The sequence below is a fragment of the Williamsia sp. MIQD14 genome (assembly GCF_051025635.1).
Taxonomy (GTDB): Bacteria; Actinomycetota; Actinomycetes; order Mycobacteriales; family Mycobacteriaceae; genus Williamsia_A.
In genome coordinates, this window is the sequence record NZ_JBPFDG010000004.1 from 314,945 (window position 1) to 334,021 (window position 19,077).

Annotated in this window: 17 protein-coding genes and 2 tRNA genes; 14 read left to right on the forward strand and 5 right to left on the reverse strand. The window is 68.7% G+C overall.

Annotated features, from left to right (window positions below):
- Positions 1 to 9 precede the first annotated feature (9 nt).
- Entirely contained in the window at positions 10 to 441 is a 432-nt protein-coding gene (locus ACQ7HM_RS16095) for a Fur family transcriptional regulator (RefSeq protein ID WP_434217243.1), read from the reverse strand.
- Entirely contained in the window at positions 438 to 770 is a 333-nt protein-coding gene (locus ACQ7HM_RS16100; RefSeq protein ID WP_434217500.1) for an ArsR/SmtB family transcription factor, read from the reverse strand. The genes ACQ7HM_RS16095 and ACQ7HM_RS16100 overlap by 4 nt, the downstream gene beginning before the upstream one ends.
- 156 nt (positions 771 to 926) lie before the next feature.
- Here ACQ7HM_RS16100 and ACQ7HM_RS16105 point away from each other — a divergent pair, with 156 nt between their 5' ends.
- From ACQ7HM_RS16105 to dnaG, 5 genes are all read left to right on the forward strand, one after another.
- Positions 927 to 2,312, forward strand: coding sequence for a glycine--tRNA ligase (locus ACQ7HM_RS16105; RefSeq protein ID WP_434217244.1), 1,386 nt, complete (start codon positions 927 to 929; stop codon positions 2,310 to 2,312).
- A 131-nt stretch (positions 2,313 to 2,443) separates the two neighbouring features.
- Positions 2,444 to 2,929: a cold-shock protein gene (locus ACQ7HM_RS16110; RefSeq protein ID WP_434217245.1), complete on the forward strand. Its 486-nt coding sequence runs from the start codon at positions 2,444 to 2,446 to the stop codon at positions 2,927 to 2,929.
- Positions 2,930 to 2,932: 3 nt separating this feature from the next.
- Entirely contained in the window at positions 2,933 to 4,210 is a 1,278-nt protein-coding gene (locus tag ACQ7HM_RS16115) for a deoxyguanosinetriphosphate triphosphohydrolase (protein ID WP_434217246.1), read from the forward strand.
- A 25-nt stretch (positions 4,211 to 4,235) separates the two neighbouring features.
- Positions 4,236 to 5,552: an MFS transporter gene (locus tag ACQ7HM_RS16120; RefSeq protein WP_434217247.1), complete on the forward strand. Its 1,317-nt coding sequence runs from the start codon at positions 4,236 to 4,238 to the stop codon at positions 5,550 to 5,552.
- Positions 5,533 to 7,449, forward strand: a complete 1,917-nt coding sequence (gene dnaG / locus ACQ7HM_RS16125; RefSeq protein WP_434217248.1) for a DNA primase — start codon at positions 5,533 to 5,535, stop codon at positions 7,447 to 7,449. Before ACQ7HM_RS16120 ends, dnaG begins: the two co-directional genes overlap by 20 nt.
- A 1-nt stretch (position 7,450) precedes the next feature.
- On the opposite strand, the gene ACQ7HM_RS16130 is transcribed toward dnaG, so the two are convergent.
- Positions 7,451 to 7,693 carry a hypothetical protein gene (locus ACQ7HM_RS16130; protein WP_434217249.1) on the reverse strand — a complete coding sequence of 81 codons (243 nt, stop codon included), beginning with the start codon at positions 7,691 to 7,693 and terminating at the stop codon, positions 7,451 to 7,453.
- 267 nt (positions 7,694 to 7,960) lie between these two features.
- Between ACQ7HM_RS16130 and ACQ7HM_RS16135 the strand changes: the two genes are divergently transcribed.
- The 9 genes from ACQ7HM_RS16135 (at position 7,961) to ACQ7HM_RS16175 (ending at position 16,021) form a co-directional block, all read left to right on the forward strand.
- Positions 7,961 to 8,033, forward strand: a tRNA-Asn gene (locus tag ACQ7HM_RS16135).
- Between the two features lie 19 nt (positions 8,034 to 8,052).
- Positions 8,053 to 8,126, forward strand: a tRNA-Ile gene (locus tag ACQ7HM_RS16140).
- A gap of 440 nt (positions 8,127 to 8,566) precedes the next feature.
- Positions 8,567 to 9,727, forward strand: coding sequence for a glycosyltransferase (locus tag ACQ7HM_RS16145; protein ID WP_434217250.1), 1,161 nt, complete (start codon positions 8,567 to 8,569; stop codon positions 9,725 to 9,727).
- The gene (locus ACQ7HM_RS16150; RefSeq protein WP_434217251.1) at positions 9,724 to 10,752 is read left to right on the forward strand and encodes a GDP-mannose 4,6-dehydratase; all 1,029 of its coding nucleotides are present in this window, start codon (positions 9,724 to 9,726) and stop codon (positions 10,750 to 10,752) included. Before ACQ7HM_RS16145 ends, ACQ7HM_RS16150 begins: the two co-directional genes overlap by 4 nt.
- Entirely contained in the window at positions 10,742 to 11,746 is a 1,005-nt protein-coding gene (locus ACQ7HM_RS16155; protein WP_434217252.1) for a GDP-mannose 4,6-dehydratase, read from the forward strand. Before ACQ7HM_RS16150 ends, ACQ7HM_RS16155 begins: the two co-directional genes overlap by 11 nt.
- A 60-nt stretch (positions 11,747 to 11,806) precedes the next feature.
- Positions 11,807 to 12,463, forward strand: a complete 657-nt coding sequence (locus ACQ7HM_RS16160) for an acyltransferase (protein ID WP_434217253.1) — start codon at positions 11,807 to 11,809, stop codon at positions 12,461 to 12,463.
- Positions 12,464 to 12,483: 20 nt separating this feature from the next.
- Entirely contained in the window at positions 12,484 to 13,614 is a 1,131-nt protein-coding gene (locus tag ACQ7HM_RS16165) for a glycosyltransferase (RefSeq protein ID WP_434217254.1), read from the forward strand.
- A complete protein-coding gene (locus tag ACQ7HM_RS16170) occupies positions 13,611 to 14,918 on the forward strand; it encodes a lipopolysaccharide biosynthesis protein (RefSeq protein ID WP_434217255.1) in 1,308 nt (435 codons plus the stop codon). Before ACQ7HM_RS16165 ends, ACQ7HM_RS16170 begins: the two co-directional genes overlap by 4 nt.
- A complete protein-coding gene (locus ACQ7HM_RS16175) occupies positions 14,915 to 16,021 on the forward strand; it encodes a glycosyltransferase (protein WP_434217256.1) in 1,107 nt (368 codons plus the stop codon). The genes ACQ7HM_RS16170 and ACQ7HM_RS16175 overlap by 4 nt, the downstream gene beginning before the upstream one ends.
- A gap of 4 nt (positions 16,022 to 16,025) precedes the next feature.
- Here ACQ7HM_RS16175 and ACQ7HM_RS16180 read toward each other — a convergent pair whose 3' ends face one another.
- Both ACQ7HM_RS16180 and ACQ7HM_RS16185 read right to left on the reverse strand, forming a co-directional pair.
- Positions 16,026 to 17,540 carry a cellulase family glycosylhydrolase gene (locus ACQ7HM_RS16180; RefSeq protein ID WP_434217257.1) on the reverse strand — a complete coding sequence of 505 codons (1,515 nt, stop codon included), beginning with the start codon at positions 17,538 to 17,540 and terminating at the stop codon, positions 16,026 to 16,028.
- Positions 17,541 to 17,611: 71 nt separating this feature from the next.
- Entirely contained in the window at positions 17,612 to 19,057 is a 1,446-nt protein-coding gene (locus ACQ7HM_RS16185; RefSeq protein ID WP_434217258.1) for an O-antigen ligase domain-containing protein, read from the reverse strand.
- Positions 19,058 to 19,077: the final 20 nt, after the last annotated feature.

The following is a 19,077-nucleotide window of genomic DNA, read 5'->3' on the forward strand; positions in this document are numbered from 1 at the left end:
GACGGTGGGTCAGGAGGCGGTGCGGCAGTCCGCGCAGATGCCGAAGATCTCGACGGTGTGGGTGGGATCGGTGTAACCATGGCGGGCGGCGACGGTGGAGGCCCATTCCTCGACCGGGTCGGCCTGCACCTCGACGGTGGTGCCACACAGCCGGCAGACCAGGTGATGGTGGTGGCCCGCCGAGCACCGCCGGTAGCGTGATTCCCCGGAATCGGTACGCAGGACGTCGATCTGGCCCGCGTCGGCCAGTGCCTGCAGGTTGCGGTAGACGGTGGTCAGGCCGATGGACTCACCGTCGGCCTTGAGGCTGTCGTGCAGCTCCTGCGCCGACCGGAACTCGTCGACGGTGGTGAGCAACGACGCGATCGCGTGGCGCTGACGGGTGGACCGGACGCCGGTCACCGGCGGCACGGCGTCGACCTCGGTGTCGTGGGCGCTCATTCGCCGTGTTCGGTGGCGTGGGCGACGGCGTCGGTGACGATGTGTGAGAGGTGGTCGTCGACGAGTCGGTAGAGGATCTCGCGGCCGTTGCGCTCACCGTGGACGACACCGGCCGCCTTCAGGACCCGCAGATGCTGGCTGATCAGCGGCTGCGTCACGCCGAGATGCCCGACGAGTTCGTGGACGCACTGCTCACGCTCGAGCAGTTGCAGCACGATCGCGATACGCACCGGCGCGGCCAACGCGCGCAGCAGCTCGCCGGCCGCCTCGAGTGCGGCACGATCGGCCCGCACCACACCGGTCGCGACCTCGCCGGAGTTCTCCACCATGGCCTGCCTCTCCTGCCGTTCGGACGTCGCCGACACCGGCGGCTTATTTGCAATCATTTTCATATGCGCCGTCGACCATGTCAAGGTGGCCCCACCGCCCGGGTCTAGTCTGGGTCGGTACTTCCCCCGAAACCGAAGCTGGAGTGTGCGTTCATCGTGGCCGGAACAGTCGATGCCGTCGTCAATCTCTGTAAACGGCGAGGCCTGGTGTACCAGTGCGGTGAGATCTACGGCGGCACCAAGTCGGCGTGGGACTACGGCCCGCTCGGGGTCGAGCTGAAGGACAACATCAAGAAGCAGTGGTGGCGTTCGATGGTCACCTCCCGCGACGACACCGTCGGCCTCGACTCGTCGGTGATCCTGCCCCGCGCGGTGTGGGAGGCCTCGGGCCACGTCAGCGTCTTCAACGACCCGCTCGTCGAATGTCTGAACTGCCACAAGCGTCACCGCCAGGACCACCTGCAGGAGGCCTACGCCGAGAAGAAGGGGCTCGATGACCCCGACGCGGTCCCCATGACCGAGATCGTGTGTCCCGACTGCGGTACACGCGGCCGGTGGACCGAGCCCCGCGACTTCAACATGATGCTCAAGACCTACCTCGGACCGGTCGAGTCCGAGGAGGGGCTGCACTATCTGCGCCCGGAGACCGCGCAGGGCATCTTCGTCAACTTCAAGAACGTGATGACCACCGCGCGGAAGAAGCCGCCGTTCGGCATCGGCCAGATCGGCAAGAGCTTCCGCAACGAGATCACCCCGGGCAACTTCATCTTCCGCACCCGCGAGTTCGAGCAGATGGAGATGGAGTTCTTCGTCAAGCCCGGCGAGGACGAGCAGTGGCACCAGTACTGGATCGACACCCGTCGCCAGTGGTACGTCGACCTCGGGATCGACCCCGACAACCTGCGCCTGTTCGAGCACCCCGCCGAGAAGCTCTCGCACTACGCCAAGCGCACCGTCGACGTCGAGTACCGGTTCGGTTTCGCGGGCAGCCCGTGGGGGGAGCTCGAGGGTGTCGCCAACCGGACCGACTTCGATCTCTCGACGCACAGCAAGCACTCCGGCGAGGACCTGTCGTTCTTCGACCAGGCCTCAGGTGAGCGGTACACGCCGTACGTGATCGAGCCCGCGGCCGGCCTCACACGGTCGTTCATGGCGTTCCTCTGTGACGCACTCGTCGACGAGGAGGTACCGAACGCCAAGGGCGGCACCGACACCCGCACGGTCCTCAAACTCGACCGACGACTGGCGCCGATCAAGGTCGCGGTGCTGCCGCTCTCGCGCAACGAGCAGCTCTCACCCAAGGCCAAGGCGCTCGCCGCCGAACTCCGGGCGCACTGGAACGTCGAGTTCGACGACGCGCAGGGCATCGGCAAGCGCTACCGCCGCCAGGACGAGATCGGGACGCCGTTCTGCGTGACCGTCGATTTCGACTCCCTCGACGACGACGCGGTCACCATCCGCGAACGCGACACCATGAGCCAGCAGCGCATCGCGATCGGCCAGGTGTCGTCGTATCTGGCGGGCGAGCTGCTCGGCTGCTGAGGCGGTCCGTCGCCAGGGCGGTCGGCGGGAATGGATGATGCCGCCGATCTCTGCCATAGTCGGGGTCAGGAGTCGCCATGCCGGCACGGGGTCGGCGGGAGAGATGGCGAGACGAGAGAAGTGGGTGTGTCGTGAGTGGTTCTGTGACAGGCAAGGTCGTGCACTACGACGCCAACCGTGGATTCGGTTTCCTGGCGCCGGATTCCGGTGGTGCGGATGTCTTCCTCCACATCAACGACATCGACATCGACGAGCAGGCCCTCAAGCCCGGTGCCCAGGTCAGCTTCGACGTCGAGGCCACCGAGCGCGGATCGAAGGCGGTCAACCTCGCGGTGACCGGTGCGGGCGCCGACGCCGCGCCCCGCGGCGGACGTCGTGACGACCGCGAGCGCGACACCCGTGGTGATCACCGCAACGACCGTGGCGACCGCACCGAGCGCGCGCCGCGCCGCACGCCTCGTTCGACGGACGCCGCGGTTCTCGACGCCACCACGTTCGTCGAGGAACTCACCGAGATCCTGCTCGACGCCTCGGGCGACCTCACCGCGACCCAGATCATCGCGATCCGTGGGCGCGTCGCCGATTTCGCCGTCGCGCGCGGCTGGGTCGTCGACTGACCCGTGCTCGCACCGATCGCCGACTACGACGACCACGCGACGGCGCGCATCGTCGCCGAGGCGCCGAAGTCGTCGATCCTTCCCGGCACCCACACCGACCACCGCAGTGAGTTCGCGCGCGACCGCGCCCGTGTCCTGCACAGTGCCGCACTGCGGCGTCTGGCCGACAAGACCCAGGTCGTCGGCCCCCGCGAGGGTGACACCCCACGGACGCGGCTCACGCACTCGCTGGAGGTCGGGCAGATCGGCCGCGGTATCGCCATCGGTCTGGGCTGCGATCCCGATCTCGTGGAACTGGCCGGTCTCGCGCACGACATCGGGCATCCGCCCTACGGGCACAACGGGGAACGTGCTCTCGACGAGGTCGCCGAGGACCACGGCGGGTTCGAGGGCAACGCGCAGAACCTGCGCATCCTGACCCGGCTCGAGCCCAAGCTGCTCGACCCCGACGGTGCCTCGGTGGGTCTCAACCTGACGCGCGCCTCGCTCGACGCCACCCTCAAGTACCCGTGGACGCGGCCGGAGCCCGGCGCGAAATTCGGTGCCTACGGCGATGACTCGCCGATGCTCGACTGGGTACGCGACGGTGTCGAGGGATCACGGCAGTGTCTCGAGGCGCAGGTGATGGACTGGTCCGACGACGTCGCGTACTCGGTCCACGACGTCGAGGACGGCATCATGGGCGGCCGCATCGATCTGCGCAGCCTCGCCGACCCGACCGAACAGCGCGACCTCGCCGAGATCGGTGTGCGTGAGTTCGACGGACTCGACGCCAACGCCCTGATCGAGGCGGCCGCGCGTCTGGCCGATCTCGAGATCGTCCGTGCGGCACACGGTTACGACGGGACCCTGGCCGGTTCGGTGATACTCAAACAACTCACCAGCGAGCTCGTGGGCCGCTTCGCCTCCGCCGCGATCGCCGGTACCCGCGCGGAGTCCGGCGACGGGCCGCTGCACCGCTACGACACCGACCTGTCGGTGCCGGCGCTGGTCGCCTCCGAGGTGGCCGTCCTCAAGACCGTCGCACTGCGGTTCATCTTCTCCGACGTCCGCCACCGCGCGCACCAGCAGCGTCAGCGCGACCGCATCCACCGTGTCGCCGCGTGGCTGCTGCGGGCGGCGCCGGGAGGCCTCGACCCGATCCTCGTGCCCGCCTTCACCGCGGCCGCCGACGACGCCGCACGGATGCGGGTCGTGGTCGACCAGATCGCGTCGATGACCGAGGGGCGCCTCGAACGCACCGACCGACAGAACTCCGGGGCGCAGGCGCACCTTGGCTGACGCGGCGGGCGATCACGCGGTCCGCATGCCCGACGTCGTCTGGCGTGCGGGCGCGTTCGCGGTGGCCGCGATCGTCACGTTCGGCGTGAGCCTGCGCCTGATGTTCGGCAGCGCGTCGTCGCTCATCGACGAGATCCGCGACGGATACCACCTCGACTCGGTGGAGGTCGCCCTCCTCACGACGGGTCCGGTGGTGTGCCTCGGTCTCGGCGCGAGCGTGGCACCGCGACTGGCCCGCCGGTTCTCGGTGCTGTCGGTCGCGACGGTCGCGATGGCCGTGCTCGCCGTGGGCACGGCTCTGCGTGCGATCCCGGGGTGGCCCGTCCTGCTGCTGGGAACGATGCTCGGTGGTCTGGGCATCGCGGTCGCCAACGTGCTGGGGCCGGTCCTCATCCGCCTGCTGTTCCCGCATCGCATCGGGGCCATGACCGGACTCCTCACGGCTCTGATCTGTGTGAGCGCGGGCATCGCGTCGGGCATCACCCCGCCCCTGACCCGCATCGTCGGAGACAGTTGGCGCGTCGGCCTGGGGGCGTGGGCGATCCCCGCGCTGGTCGCCGCGGCCGCCATGGCCGTCCTCACCGTCGGCCGGGCCCGGGGTCTGCGCCGGGAAGCCCTCGCGGCGCCCGAGGGCCCGGTCCCGGTGCCGCCGGCGCTGTCGGTGGGTCTCGACGCCCGGATGCGCTGGGCGATCACCGGTTTCATGGGTATCCAGTCGCTGCTCGCCTACGCCACCGTGGCGTGGTTGCCGACGATCTACCGCGACCGCGGCGTGAGCGCAGACAAGGCGGGACTCATCTTCGCGGTCCTGAGCGTCGCCAGCATCGTCACCGCCCTGGGCGTGCCCGTCCTCGCGACGCGGATGCGGTCGCAGCGGGGCCTCGCCGTCGCGGTCGTCGTCCTCGCCACGGCGGGCATCCTCGGGGTGCTGTCCACGGGCACCTGGGGAGCGTGGCCCTGCGCCGTGCTCATCGGACTCGGACAGGGCGGCGCGCTGTCGCTCGCACTGGTGCTGATGAACCTGCGCACCGCCTCGGCCGCCGAGGCGACGGCGCTGTCGGCGTTCGCCCAGACCGTCGGTTACCTGCTCGCCGCCACCGGCCCGATCATGATGGGCGTGCTCCACTCGATCACCGACGGGTGGTCGGTCCCGCTCATCGCCCTCGCGGCGACGATGGTTCCCCTGGCGCTGTGCGGTGTCGTCGCAGGTCATCCCGGATCACACGACCGCAGTGCGCCCACGCTCGTCCCGCCGGTGCCCGCGATTCCACAGGCCGGTACGGGCGCGGCCGGGACACCCGATGCACCGATACACTCGAACGGTGCCCGGCCGAATCCCTGATCGTGACATCACGGCGATTCGCGAACGCACGAACATCGAGGACATCGTCGGCGACTACGTCGCTCTGCGCCGCGCGGGCGCCGACAGCCTGAAGGGACTCTGTCCCTTCCACGACGAGAAGTCACCGTCGTTCCACGTGCGCCCCAACCACGGCCACTTCCACTGCTTCGGGTGCGGCGAGGGTGGTGACGTCTACACCTTCCTGCAGAAGCAGGAGCACATCAGCTTCGTCGAGGCGGTCGAACAGCTCGCCGACCGGATCGGCTACCAGATCAACTACGAGGGCGGCGGGACCAGCGTCGCCCGCGACCGCGGCACCCGCGCCCGGCTCGTCGCCGCGAACGCGGCCGCCCAGAAGTTCTACGCCGAGCAACTCCTCACCCCGGACGCGAAGCCCGCACGTGACTACCTGCTCGAGCGCGACTTCGACCAGGCCGCGTCGGTGCAGTTCGGTTGCGGGTTCGCGCCGCTGTCCTGGGACTCGATGACCAAGGCGCTGCTGGCCCAGGGTTTCGAGTTCGCCGAACTCGAGGCCGCGGGTCTGTCGCAGCAGGGTCAACGCGGCCCGCGGGACCGTTTCCGGCGACGACTCCTGTGGCCCATCCGCAATCTCGCCGGCGACATCATCGGCTTCGGCGCCCGCAAGCTGTTCGACGACGACACCATGGGCAAGTACATGAACACGCCCGAGACCATGCTCTACAAGAAGTCCCAGGTGTTGTTCGGTCTCGACCACGCGAAGAAGAACATCGCCAAGGGCCACCAGGTCGTGATCGTCGAGGGCTACACCGACGTGATGGCGATGCACCTGTCCGGTGTCACCACCGCGGTCGCGTCGTGTGGCACCGCGTTCGGCGAGGACCACCTCGCCCTGCTGCGACGACTGCTCATGGACGACTCGTACTTCCGTGGCGAGGTCATCTACACCTTCGACGGTGACGCCGCGGGACAGGCCGCGGCGCTCAAGGCGTTCGAGGGGGAGCAGAGCATCGCCGGCCAGACCTTCGTCGCCATCGCCCCCGACGGCATGGACCCGTGCGAGCTCCGCCAGCGCAGTGGTGACGGCGCCGTCCGCGACCTCGTCGCCCGGCGTATCCCGATGTTCCAGTTCGCGATCCGCGCCGTGCTGTCGGGCCACGATCTCGACACCGCGGAGGGCCGCGTGCACGCACTGCGCGACACCGTCCCGGTCGTGGCCCGCATCAAGGACGTGGCCCTGCGTGACGAGTACGCCCGACAGCTCGCCGGGTGGGTCGGCTGGGAGGACGTCGGTCAGGTGCTCCGCCGGGTGCGCGAGCAGTCGACGTCGACCGCGGTCAGCACCGGGGCGGCCGCCCGATCGCAGGCGCGCAGCAGGGCCGGGGCCCAGCTCGCGGGCCCGGGGACCGGGGGCGCGGCCCGGCCCTCGCCCACCGATCCCCGACTGTGGCCGCAGCGCGAGGCCCTCAAGGCGGGACTCCAGCACCCGGCGATCGCGGGCACCGTGTTCGACTCGTTGCCCGTCGAGTGTTTCCCCGAACCGGCGTACGCGCTGATCCGCGCCGCGATCGCCACGGTCGGCGGCACCGCCTCGGGACTCAGTGGCGCGCAGTGGGTGGAGACCGTCGGGCGTGAACTCGACAACCCGGTGCTGACCTCGCTGCTGACCGAGCTCGCCGTGGAACCGATGCCGGTCGGCGAGCACGCCATCCCGCGCTACATCGGCAGTGTGTTGGCGCGGTTGCAGGAGATCTGGGTCGGCGAGCAGATCGCCGACATCAAGTCGCGTCTGCGTCGGATGTCACCCGGGGACGACCCCGATGCCTACAACTCGGTGTTCGGAGACCTCGTCGCACTCGAGGCATACCGACGGAGTCTGCTCGAACAGGCCGTCGACCCCAACGCGCCCGTCGGGTGAGTCAGTCGCGCGCGTCGCGCGGCGCGTAGACGGTGGTCGAGTCGTCGATCTGGTGGACGCGGGTCAGCGGGGGCTCGGGGTTGATCTTCTCCGACAGCTTCTGACGGCCGATCTCGATCGCCTTGCGTGTGGCCGGCGACCCCGTGACGGCGTGATAGGCGCCGTTGATCTGGTCGTAGCGACGCCGACCCGCCTTCGCGCCGAGCACATAACCGACGCCGAGAAGGGCGAGCAGTCGAACCATGGGCGTTGAGCCTTCCGTGTCGAACGTTTCGAGCCGGGCTCCGGTGCATCCACGGCTGCGCCGAGGGCAGCACCGTGGCACCGGCCGGAGGAGGATGTCGTGCTCCATCCTGCCCGATGCAGGTGGTGTCCACATCGTCGGGCGGATCCGGCGGCGGGGAGTCAAGGTCTCGCCGCGGCCGATTTGGTGCCGGGCCGACCCCATGGGATAAAGTCCCTCCCAGCGGTTCGGCCGCGGGGTGTCCACCCCGTTGTCGATCGACAGCATTCCCCCATAGCTCAATTGGCAGAGCTTCCGACTGTTAATCGGACGGTTACTGGTTCGAGTCCAGTTGGGGGAGCCGGTGGTCGCGCCGACCCGGGGCGGTAGCTCAGTTGGTCAGAGCCGGGGACTCATAATCCCTTGGTCGCGGGTTCGAGCCCCGCCCGCCCCACCGAGCGCTTCCTCCTTTTTCTTCTTCACCGGATCGGTGATCCCATCCACGCCCGCATCGGCGACGAACCGTCGGTATGGGCCTCTCGGTATCTCGCGCCGGACTCGACGGGCACCTCGTCGCGTCGCACTCGGTGGGGACGGTCGCGGCTTCCCGTGCATGTGTGCAGCTAATGACGTGGGGTAACCAACAACCCGTTGATCGCACCCCGCAGAGCGGCAGCGGTTATCCTTAGCCGCAGTCACAGGGTCGCGGCCTCACGTCCGGTCGCGCGCCCTGCCCGTAACGATCCACCCGGACCCGACGACAGTCGAGTGAGCAGACGACACCGCTCCTCTCGAGTTCCACAGCGAGAAATCTCCGAAAGTTCCACGTCTTTCGCACAGAATGGGAGTCTCACGGTGAGTGTGATCGACCGAGCGGACACGAAGGACCGGGGCATGCGGGCCGATGCCGACCGTCGCGTCGGGTCCGTCGAGCGCTCCCGTCCCCGGGTGGCGATCGCCCACGACTACCTCACGCAGCGCGGAGGCGCCGAGAAGGTGGTCCTCTCGATGGCGCGGGCCTTTCCCGACGCCGTGATCTACACCACCCTGTTCGATCCGGAGAACACCTATCCCGAGTTCTCGGACATGGACATCCGGGTCTCCCCGCTGAACAAGGTCGGCTTCCTCCGCCGCAGCCACCGCGCGGCCCTGCCGCTGCTCCCCGCAGCGGCGTCGTCGATGCACATCGACGCCGACCTGGTGCTGGTGAGTTCCAGTGGTTGGGCGCACGGTTTCCGCACCTCGGGCACCAAGCTCGTCTACTGCTACTCGCCGGCGCGCTGGCTCTACCAGGCCGAGGCCTACCTCGGGGAGTCGGCGGGCTGGAAGAAGCGTTTCGCCCTGTCGGTCCTCACGCCGTTCCTGCGCCGTTGGGATCGTCGGGCCGCGGCGTCGTGCGAGGAGTACCTCGCGATCAGCAACGCCGTCCAGGGTCGCATCACCGCCGCCTACGACCGGCCGTCGATGGTGCTGCCCGCACCGGCCACCATCACGGTCGAACCCGAGCCCGAGGTCGTCGAGGAGGTCGCCGACTGGGCGCCCGACGGCTACCACCTCTGCATCTCGCGTCTGCTGGCCTACAAGAACGTCGACAAGGTCATCGAGGCCTTCCGCGACACGGATCGACGCCTCGTCGTCGTCGGACGCGGTCCCGAGGCCGAGCGACTGCGCGCACTCAAACCCGACAACGTCGCGATGGTGTCCGACCTCAGCGACCGCCAGATGGCGTGGCTCTACCGCCACTGCTCGGCTGTCGTCGCCGCGTCGTACGAGGACTACGGCCTCACCCCGATCGAGGGTGCGGCCTACGGTAAGCCCGCCGCCCTGCTCCGCTGGGGTGGTTTCCTCGACACCGCCGTCGAGCACGTGACCGCCGAGTACTTCGACGAGCCCGAGCCCGAGGCCATCCGTGCCGCGGTGACCCGCGTCGAACAGCGTCACTGGGACTCGGAGAAGATCGCCGACCACGTCACGCGCTTCTCCGACGACCACTTCGCCGCACAACTGCACGAGATCGTCGACCGTCTCGCGCCGGACCCGAAGGACATCTGGTGACCCAGAAACGCGCCCTGATCACCGGTATCACCGGACAGGACGGCCTCTATCTCGCCGAGCTGCTGCAGAAGAAGGGATACGAGGTCTGGGGCCTCGTCCGCGGCCAGAACAACCCGAAGGTGGGGGCGCTGCGCGAGGAGTTCCCCGACGTCAAGATCGTCACCGGCGACCTGCTGGACCTGTCGAGCCTGATGAAGTCGATGACGCTGGCCCGCCCCGACGAGGTCTACAACCTCGGCGCGATCTCCTTCGTCGCGTACTCCTGGGAGAACGCGCGCCTGACCACCGACGTGACCGGCGGCGGCGTGCTGAACATGCTCGAGGCCGTGCGCCTCTATCAGGACATCTCCGACCACGAGGTGCGCTTCTATCAGGCGTCGAGCTCGGAGATGTTCGGTCGTGTCCAGGAGGTCCCGCAGAAGGAGACCACCCTGCTCTGGCCGCGATCGCCCTACGGCGTCGCCAAGGTCTACGGCCACTACATGACCATCAACTACCGCGAGTCGTACGGCATGCACGCCAGCTCGGGAGTGCTGTTCAACCACGAGTCGCCGCGTCGCGGTATCGAGTTCGTGACCCGCAAGATCAGCAACGCGGTCGCGCGGATCGCGCTCGGCCTGCAGGACTCGATCTCGCTGGGCAACCTCGACGCCAAACGTGACTGGGGCTTCGCCGGCGACTACGTCGAGGCGATGTACCTGATGCTGCAGCAGGACGAGGCCGACGACTACGTGATCTCGACCGGCGAGACCCACTCCATCCGCGAGTTCCTCGACATCGCGTTCACCGAGGTCGGGATCGACGACTGGGAGCGCTACGTGAAGATCGATCCGCAGTTCTTCCGGCCCGCCGAGGTCGACCTGCTGATCGGTGACTCCACGAAGGCACGCGAGAAGCTGGGCTGGACACCGAGCGTGTCGTTCCCGGAACTGGTCCGGATGATGGTGGCCGGTGATCTCGAGTCCGAGCGTGCACGGACGCAGACCGTGGCGTCGTCTGCGCCGCCGGCTGTCCATGCACGATGACGCTCGCCCCGATCCGCGCGTAGCCCTCGTCACCGGGATCTACGGGCAGGACGGTTCCTACCTCGCCGAACGTCTCCTCGCCGACGGGTGGGAGGTACACGGCGCCTACCGGCCCGGCACCGCCATGTCGGAGACGTCGCCGGCCGACCTGACCGGCGCGCATCTGCACGGGTGCGACCTCGTCGACGACGAGGCGGCCGCGGCACTCGTCGCCGAGGTGTCGCCCGGCGTCGTCTTCCACCTCGCGGGCGCGTCCTCGGTCGGACGTTCCTGGCAGGCGCCGGTCGCCACCGCGAGGGTCAACGCCGTAGCCACCACCGCCCTGCTCGATGCGGCGATGGGGGTCGCCGACCGCACCGGTGACCGAGTCGTGTTCGTCAACGCCTCGAGCGCGGAGATCTTCGGGACCACCGACGCCGGACGTCTCGACGAGTCGACGCCGATCTCGCCCTCGTCGCCCTACGGCGCCACCAAGGCCTACACACACCTGCTGGGCGCGGTCTACCGCGACCGTGGCCTCGCGGTGAACAACGCGATCCTCTTCAACCACGAATCCCCCCGTCGCGGGACGGAGTTCGTGACCGGGAAGATCGCGCACGGCGTGGCCGCGATCGCCAGGGGTGACCGCGACCGGCTGTCGCTGGGGGACCTGACCGCGCGCCGCGACTGGGGGTGGGCCCCGGACTACGCCGACGCGATGTACCGGATGGCGGTCCGCTCCGACGCCCGGGGCGACGACTTCGTGATCGCCACCGGGACCTCGCACTCGGTCCGCGATTTCGTGGCCGCCGGTTTCGCCGCGGTCGGGATCGACGACTGGGAGCACCTCGTCGAGGTCGACTCTGCCCACGTCCGCCCGGTCGACCCGTCGGACTTCGTCGGTGACGCAGCACATGCCCGGGCGGTCCTCGGTTGGGCACCCACCGTCGAATTCGGCGAGATCGTCTCGAGCATGGTCGAATCGCACATGACGCATCCGGTCGCAGCCCGATGACCGCACTGCCGTGACGAGCCCGTCGGGTGGACGACACCCGATGACGAACAAGGAGAAGGTGTGACCGTCAGCAAGCAGTCCGATGCCGAGAAGTCGAGCGCGGCAAGCGAACCCGCGAAGACCCTCACGCTTCCCGACCCGCCCGGGTGGAAGACCCGCTGGAGCTTCGAGGAACTGTCGGTCGGATACAAGATCCGCAACCGGATCGGTGGCCTGCTGTTCAACTCGTTCGTCACCCACATCCCGTTCCATGCCATCCGCCGCAACTATCTGAAGCTGTTCGGCGCCACGATCGGTGAGGGCACCACCTTCCTGCGCGGCCTGCAGGTGTTCGACATCGACCTGCTCAACATCGGCGAGAACTGCTCGATCGGTTTCCGGGTGCTGTTCGACGCCCGGAGCGGCATCGCGATCGGCGACAACGTCGTCATCGCTAGTGACACCCAGTTCATCGCCGGCGGCCACGACCCGAACCACAAGGACTTCCCGCCGGTGTTCGCGCCGCTGCAGGTGGGGGACTACGCCTGGGTCGCGACCCGCGCCACCGTGCTCGGCGGCGCGCACATCGGTCGCGGCGCGGTCGTCGGTGCGTGCGCCTGCGTCACCCGCCCCGTCAACGACCTCGAGATGGTCGCCGGCGTGCCCGCCAAGGTGAAGTCGATGCGCGACCCCGACGCCCTGCAGTACACGCCGTACTACCGACCCCTGTTCTTCTGACGGGCCGCGGCCGCACGAACATGGTCGACCCCACACAGGAGCCGACGGCCGCCACCGGCCGTCGGCCGTCCCGAGTCGTCTACGTCGCACCGGAGTCCACCGCGGGTGGTGTCGGGCACTACAGCGACATCTTCGTCGAAGAACTCCGCCGTCAGATCGACGACGTGATCGAGTTCCGCCATCCCGGACCCGGCACCGACACCGTCGCCACCCTGCGCCGCCGACACCGCGAGATCCTCGCCGCGGTCGACGCCTCGGGGCGCGTCGCCCTGCACGCCGAGTTGTCCGGCGGCTCGGTCGAGTCGTTCTGGCCCACCGCGTTCGTCGAACGCAGGGTGCCGTCGGTGGTGAGCACCGCGACGGTGCACGACCCGCCCGGTGTCGTGTGGCTGCCCGGACGTACCCGGCTGCTGTCGAAGTCGCGAGTCGCGAGCCACGCCCTGCACTATCCGGGCCGGCCGGTCACCCGCGCCGTGGAGCGTCGCGTCATCGGCGACCGCTCGATGTTCGCGCTCACCCACGCGGGCGCCGACGCCCTCGGCGCGGCCTTCCCGCGGGCGACGGTGCACCATGTGCCACTGCTGGTGCTCGACCGTCCGGAGATCGCCCCCGCCCACGAACGGCCACGCGCGGTCGGCATGTTCGGACTCGTCTACCGCGGCAAGGGTTTCGAGCACATCTCCCGTATCCGGGCCGCGTTGGACCCGTCGATCGCCCTGCGCGTCGCCGGACGGGGCACCGAGGCGTTGCCGCCGGTCGACGGCGTCGAGATCCTCGGAGGACTGGACGGGACCGATCTCGACGACTTCTTCGGATCGGTGCGGACGCTGCTCGTGCCCTACGGACAGCGCACCCTCTACGGTCCGGTGTTCCCGGCCTCCTCGGTCGCCGCCCACGCCATCGCCTACCTGACCCCGCTCGTCAGCACCGCCCACGGCGCGCTGGCGGAGATGGCCGACGACGGCGGTGCGGTGGTCGTCGGCGGTCCCGACGACGACGCCGATCCCATCCCGGCGTTGAGCGCCGCGGCCCAGTCCCTCGTCGACGACGACGAACGGCTCCGGCGTCTCGTCGACGAGTTGACCGTGGTGCGCGCCGACCGCAGCCCGCGCAACGTCGTCCAGCGGTTCGTCGACGTCTGGTCGCGATGAGCTCGGCGCCCGAGGCCGGTGCACCCGACAGCGGTTCACCAGACGGGGGTTCACCTGATGGGGGGTCACGTGATGGGGGCGCGCCGGTCCTGTCCGGTCGCCAACACATCACCAAGGCCCTGATCGCGGCCCTGTGGACCTACGGCGGTCGGGGGACCGGTCTGCTGTGGACCGCCTCGCTCATCGGACAGGTCGGTGTCGGTGCCTACGGCCAGTACGCGATGGCCTACGCCGCCGGCGCGATCCTCTCCGCGCCGCTGGACAACCCGTTCGCGGTCCGCGCGATCCGGGAGAGCGAGGACCGGTTCGTCCGCGAGCGCTCGCTGCGCGTCCTCATCGCGTTGGCGATGATCATCCCGGGGCTGTTGCTCACGCCGTTCTCCTACATCGTCTGGTTCGGTCTGGTCGCCAGTGGCGGCGAGATGATCTTCAGCGCCCTGAAGAGTCGGCGCCTGCGCGACGGCCACCCCGACGTGGTCCAGCGCTGGGACACCATCCGTCAGGTGTCGGCCGTGGTCCTCGGCGGCGCCTACCTCTACCTCGCGCCGGATCCGTCGCTGACCGTGGCGAGCATCCTGTTCGTGATCCCGTACCTCGTGGTGGCGGTGCTGGCGGTGTGGACGATCCGCGGCGACCGGCCCCAGTTCCCCGGCCCGCCGAAGATCGCCGCGGTGCTGTTCGGCGAGAACCTCGCCGTGGCCCTCTACCTGCAGGGCGACGTGCTGCTGCTCGGCTTCCTCACCGACAGCACCACCGTCGGCTACTACTCGATCGCCGTGGTCTGTGCCTGGGCGCTGGCACAGGTGGGTGCGGCTCTGGGCAGCACGTACCACGAGAAACTCCGCGACGGCGACGGTCGGGTGAGTTCGGGACCGCCGATGCGGCACACCGTGATCCTCGCCGCGGCGGCCGGTTCGGTGCTCTTCCTCGCGGGCTTCGTGGCACTGTTCCTGCCCGTGGCGACCCAGATCGCGGCCGCGATGATGATCATGTCGCTGTTCGTGTGCCTGCGCGTCGTCATCTTCGTCGACACCGTGATCCTGTCGATGCAGCGACGCGACATCGTGCGCAGCAGCGCCTACGCCGTCGTCGTCGTGATCAAGCTGGCCATGGTGGCCGGCCTGGTGTGGGCCGGTGCGGTGGGTGCGGCGATCGCGACCGTGATCGCCGACATCATCCTGCTGACGGTGTTCACGATCGCACTGCGCAGGCCTGTCGCCGATCCGACCCCGGACGCACCCGCACCCGTCGCCGACGGGGTCGCGTCCCCCACAGACCACGAGAAGGGCCCGAAGAGGCGATGACGCGTGTCACCTACCTGCTGTCGAAGGATCCCGTCGCCGAGCACGGGGGCGACATCGCGCTGTCGCGCCTGATGATCGAGATCACCAAGACGTTCGCCGACGTGGAGACCATCTGCCTGTCGACCGTCACCGACGCCCCCGCGGTATCCGGGTTGACCCGTGTGGCCAAGCCCGCACCGTCGGTCCGACTGGTGCCGCGCAGTGTCGTGCACCGTCGCAGCATCGTCCACGAGCGCTACGACCAGCCCGAGCTGCGCGCGACCATCGCCGCCCACCACGGCCGGTCCGACGTGTGGGTGGCCGAACACAGCTACATGGCCGAGAGCTATCTGCGGGCCCGCGAACCCGGCGTGCGATTCGTCATCAACACCGTGAACACCGAGTCGCAGGTGTGGAAGGCGACCCGCGGCATCATCGGACGACTGCAGAGCCCGTTCATCCTGCGCGACGAGATCCGGGTGGCCCGCGCCGCCGATGCCGTGGGCACCTATGACGCGGAGGAGGCGCAGATGTATCGCGCCGAGGGTGCGGCCGGGGCGCGATGGATCGACCTGACGATGCCGCCCGCGACCCGTCTCGGGCTCGCCGACGCCGGGCCGCGGCTGGTGTTCATGGGCACCCGTGACTGGCCGCCGAACCAGGAGGCCTTCGAGATCGCGCTGCGGTTGTGGCCGCGGATCGCGCAGGGAATCGACGGTGCGGAGTTGTACATCGTGGGCGCCAAGGCGGCCAACGCCCCGGCGGTGACCTACCCCGAGGGGGTCCACGACCTCGGTTTCGTCGATGATCTGCAGTCGTTCCTGTCCACCTGTCGGGCACTGATCGCGCCGGTCGCGACCGGCGGCGGGGTGCGGGTGAAGATCCTCGACGCCGCCAGCCGTGGCCTGCCGGTGATCGGTACCTCGGCCGCCATCGGGTCGCTCGGCCCGGTGTTCGACCTCGACCCGTTCGACGACGAGGAGCAGTTCGTCGAGCAGGCCCGCCGATACCTTCGCGACGCCGCGTACGCCGAGATGCAGTCGCGCACACTGCACGACCGCAACGCGCAGCGATGGGCCGACGGCGTCCCGCAGCGGGCCGTACAGAACCTGGTGTGCCCCTGACCGATCAGCGGTCGAGCATCCCCACGCCGCCACGGGTGGGGGTCCAGGTGATCGATCCGTTCTGGAACTGCGCGCGGACGCCCCCGCCGGGGAGAGGTAGCTCCTCGGTGGTCGCTAGCCCGTACCGCGGGTCCCACGCCGAGACGATCCCGTTGCCGATGACGTGGGTGCCGGTCGACGGTGAGCTGTAGACACGCAGTGCCGCCGCGGTGTCCTGGTAGCCGTCGACGAAGAACGCCACCGGGTAGGTGTCATAGACAGCCATTCGTGCCGCGATCTGCTCGGGTGAGGAGATCAGTCCCATCGGTGTCGAGAAGACGGTGACGTTCTCGTAGTAGCGCCCCAGGATGCCGGTCGAGGTGACCGGGACGACCGGACTGAGGATGCGGCCCCAGCCCGGTTCGGCGTCGACGGCACGGATCCGGCGATCGACGACGGCGTCGGGTATCCCGTTGCGTGCGTACGCCGAGAGGGTCGCGACCACGGGCTTGGGCGTCCCGTCGGAGCGCTCGAGGCCGAAGTTGTTCTCGGTGTCACCGTCGCCGGTCGCCCGGTCGCGATCGGTGTAGTAGAACACCGGGCCCACATAGGGCAGCTCGATCCACTTCTGGATGAACTCGGGGATCCGTCGGGCCTGTTCGGCCTCGGAGACGTCGACGGTGGGGATACCGAATTCGGTCGCCCAGATCTTTTTTCCCTCATCGCCATTAGCGATCATCAATTGACGGAGTCCTGACAGTTGGCGACCGGGGGAGTTCGGAAGGCGCCACCCGTCGGCGAGGCTGAGGTCATATTTGTAGGGGTGGAACGACAACGCGTCGAAGTTGCCCGCAGCTCCGTCGGCATACATGGCGGTCAAGAATTTGACAGGGTTGATCGTCGATGCGGAATCAATCACCGGACCGAGGCCGCCGGCGACGACGACAAGGGAACGATCGACGGCTTTGATGGCCCGATACGACGCCTTCAACAGGGCGGTGTAGCCCGCCGGATCCGGCTGCGGTCCGTAGAACAGCCCCGCGTTGGGTTCGTTCCAGATCTCGTAGTCGGCGATCTTCCCCTGGTACCGACGGGCGACCGTGGCGGCGAAGGCGGCGAACTGGCCCGGGTCGCGCGGCCGGACGTAGGGCCCGTCGCCCCCGGGTGCTGCCGCCCAGGTGGGCGTCGAGGACAGGGTGGCCAGGATCTTCACCTTCGCCCGCACGGCGTCGTCGACGATGCGGTCGGTGACCGCCCAGTCGAAGGTGTTCGCGTTGTCGGGCTGGATGAGGCCCCACTGGACGGGCAGGCGGATCGAGTCCAGTCCTGTGCGCGCGGCCAGGTCATAACTGCTGCGGGTCTGTTCGGCGGAGTCGAAGTAGGGCGCGGTCGACAGGGCTATGCCCTGGGTCGTCCGCGAGTCGTCGACGGCGATCGGGTTCGCCGAGACGCGGTCGCTCGGCGCGATGAGCACCCCGGGGACGGCGGTCGGGTCAGTGCCGCAGGCAGCCGCGGTCAGGCATACGAGAACCACCGACACGAGCAGCACGACGCGGGATGCGGCGTGCCGTGGCCCGCGCGCTGGAGAGGAGTGTGCGGGTGCGCGGCGCCTCACTGCGCCCGGGCGTGGGCGGGCACGCGCGGGGGTTCGACATCGGCGACGGGTACGCGCGGTGCGGGACGGGGCAGTGGTGGCGGGACGGGGCCGGCCCTGCCCCGACCGACGTCGTCGAGATCCATGGCCAGTTCATGGGTGTATTTCAGGAATGTCACCAACAATGACAGTGCCGCGACGGTGGCGGGAATGGTGACCGTGCCGATGTCCAATTGCATGGTGAGGAAGAAAAACCCGATGAAGCCCCCGCCGTAAAATGCGAGATTCCAATGCGTGGTCCGCAGACATTGATATGCGAGATAACTCGCGTACAGAAATGTCATCACGAATACCGCTGCGACGATCACGCCGCCGCGATACGTAGCGAGAAGCGGTGCATTGGCCACGAAGTTGGTCGCGATGGATTTCGACGGGTCCTTGAATTCGATGAGTCCCCAACCGCGGCCGAACACCCATTTCCCGCCCATGTACGACGGGAAGTCCTTCAGGGCGTCGAGGCGGGCGTTCGAGCCGGCGTCCTGCGACCCGAAGGAGCTGAAGATGCGGTTGCGGATCTTGGGCACCGCGATCGCGACGCAGAACCCGAGGAAGAAGACACCGACGATCCCCATCCGCTGGCGGGCGCTCAGGCTCGCGAAGACCAACATGAGGATCACGCCGACGACCACGGCGAACAGCGATGCGCGGCTCAGCGTCAGGGCGAGGGCGAGCAGCAGGATCGCGCCGCAGGCGACGCGCCGCCATCCGTCGAACACGACCGCACAGATGAGCGCGGCGACGAGGATGGCGATACCCGCGGAGTTCGGCTCGAGGAACGTGCCCGCCAGGCGCGCCACCGCGCCGCTCTCGGTGTAGACGAAGAAGTTGTTGTCCTTCACGCCGTAACCCAGGATCGACAGGGCCTTGAGCACGCGACCGCCCGAGTCGCCGAACACGATACCGATGGCGAGCAGGGACGCCGCCGTCGCCGACACCACATAGATCTGACCGAATCTGCGCAGTTGGTCGCGGGGGAGACGCAGCAGCACGATGATCAGCAGCGTCGCGGTGGTCCACTTGACGTACTCCATGATCGCGATGAGGTTGAACCCGCTCGCCACCAGCGACACGAACGACACGCCCACCAGTGCGAGCACCCAGCGCTCGAGCGTGCTGAACCCCGTGACCTCCCACGGATGGATGATGGTGGCCAGCAGGGACCCCATCGCGAAGCTGAACACCATGGGGACGTGCACACCCGGCAGGTATCCGGCGGGGAACATCCCGGCGACGAAGGCGAGGAGCCACAGCAACCAGATGGGGTGCCGCAATCCCACGTACACGCCGACGATCATCGCCAGACCGGCCAAAGTTGCTTTGAGGGCCGACCCGCCGAGGTAAATCGCACCGAATGCGGCGAGCAGGGCAACTGCGACCACGATGACGCGATAGACGACCTTCACGTGGGCAATCTTTGCATCTC